At 49.1% G+C, this 2,335-nt stretch carries 1 rRNA gene; it reads right to left on the bottom strand.

Annotated features, from left to right (window positions below):
• Positions 1 to 11: 11 nt before the first annotated feature.
• Positions 12 to 2,335: ribosomal RNA gene (locus tag K8M07_RS12455) — 23S ribosomal RNA — on the bottom strand; the annotation flags it as partial.

Raw genomic sequence — 2,335 nt, 5'->3', positions numbered from 1 at the left:
AAATTATATCTCTGGTCAAGCCCTCGACCTATTAGTACCTTTCAGCTTAAAGTATTACTACTCTTACACCTAAGGCCTATCTACCAAGTGGTCTACTTGGAGTCTTACTCACTTATTGTGATGGGAAATCTCATCTTGAGGGGGGCTTCGTGCTTAGATGCCTTCAGCGCTTATCCCTTCCAGACATAGCTACTCAGCTTTGCATTTGGCAATACAACTGATACACCAGCGGTCTGTCCATCCCGGTCCTCTCGTACTAAGGATAGCTCCTCTCAAATTTCCTGCGCCCACGACGGATAGGGACCGAACTGTCTCACGACGTTCTGAACCCAGCTCGCGTGCCTCTTTAATGGGCGAACAGCCCAACCCTTGGGACCTACTCCAGCCCCAGGATGAGACGAGCCGACATCGAGGTGCCAAACCTCCCCGTCGATGTGAACTCTTGGGGGAGATAAGCCTGTTATCCCCGGGGTAGCTTTTATCCGTTGAGCGATGGCCCTTCCACTCGGAACCACCGGATCACTAAGTCCAACTTTCGTTTCTGCTCCACTTGTTGGTGTCGCAGTTAAGCTCCCTTCTGCCTTTACACTCTTTGCACGATTTCCGACCGTGCTGAGGGAACCTTTGAGCGCCTCCGTTACCTTTTAGGAGGCGACCGCCCCAGTCAAACTGCCCAACTGACAGTGTCCCATGACTTGTTTCAAAGCCTCTGGTTAGAATTCTAGCATTACAAGAGTGGTATCCCAAGTTCGACTCCACCAAGACTGGCGCCCTGGCTTCAATGTCTCCCACCTATCCTGTACATGTAATCCCAAAATCCAATGTCAGCCTGCAGTAAAGCTCCACGGGGTCTTTCCGTCCTGTCGCGGGTAACTCGCATCTTCACGAGTACTACAATTTCACCGGATCCTTTGTTGAGACAGTGCCCAAGTCGTTACACCTTTCGTGCGGGTCGGAACTTACCCGACAAGGAATTTCGCTACCTTAGGACCGTTATAGTTACGGCCGCCGTTTACTGGGGCTTAAGTTCGAAGCTTCGCTTTCGCTAACTCTTCCCCTTAACCTTCCAGCACCGGGCAGGTGTCAGCCCCTATACTTCGTCTTTCGACTTAGCAGAGACTTGTGTTTTTGGTAAACAGTCGCTTGGGCCTGGTCACTGCGGCCGAGTTTTCACTCGGCACCTCTTCTCCCGAAGTTACGAGGTTATTTTGCCTAGTTCCTTAACAAAGGTTATTCCGCGCGTCTTAGGATTCTCTCCTCGCCTACCTGTGTCGGTTTACGGTACGGGTATCAATTTGCTTGATAGAGGCTTTTCTTGGCAGTTTGGATTCGGCTGCTTCACTACTTGTTTTTCGCTCCCCATCGCAATTCAGAATTGTTAAGACGGTTTTGCCTATCTTAACTTCCTACTTGCTTGGACGCACTCTACCAACGGTGCGCTCAGCTTATCCTCCTGCGTCACCCCTTCTCTTTAACGCATTTTGATAGTACAGGAATCTCAACCTGTTGTCCATCGCCTACGCTTTTCAGCCTCGGCTTAGGTCCCGACTTACCCTGAGTGGACGAGCCTTCCTCAGGAAACCTTGGGCTTTCGACGGGTAAGATTCTCACTTACCTTTTCGCTACTCATGCCAGCATTCTCACTTCTGTATAGTCCACCACTCCTTTCGGTATGGCTTCTGCCCATACAGAACGCTCCTCTACCGATACTATTGTATCCCACAGCTTCGGTACCAAATTTTAGCCCCGGTTATCTTCGGCGCAGAGTCACTTGACCAGTGAGCTATTACGCACTCTTTAAATGTATGGCTGCTTCTAAGCCAACATCCTGGTTGTCTGTGTAACTCTACCTCCTTTGCCACTTAATTTGGATTTAGGGACCTTAGCTGGTGATCTGGGCTCTTTCCCTTTCGACTATGAAGCTTATCCCCCATAGTCTGACTCCTAAGAATCATGAATATGGCATTTGGAGTTTGATAGGTTTTGGTAACACTTGTGTGCCCCTAGACCATTCAGTGCTCTACCTCCATTTCATTTTCTTAAGGCTAGCCCTAAAGCTATTTCGAGGAGAACCAGCTATCTCCGAGTTCGATTGGCTTTTCACCCCTACCCACAGGTCATCCCATAGCTTTTAAACGCTAACGGGTTCGAGCCTCCATTTTATTTTACTAAAACTTCACTCTGCCCATGGGTAGGTCACTCGGTTTCGGGTCTATGCTATGAAACTTATCGCCCTTTTAAGACTCGGTTTCCCTTCGGCTTCATACCTTAAGTATTTAACCTTGCTTCATAACATAACTCGCTGGCCCGTTCTACAAAAAGTACGCGGTTACTC

Source organism: Schnuerera sp. xch1, from assembly GCF_019931165.1.
GTDB lineage: Bacteria > Bacillota > Clostridia > Tissierellales > Tepidimicrobiaceae > JAIOUP01.
The sequence above is the reverse complement of the archived record's forward strand: the minus strand, read 5'-3'. Positions and strand labels throughout refer to the sequence as shown.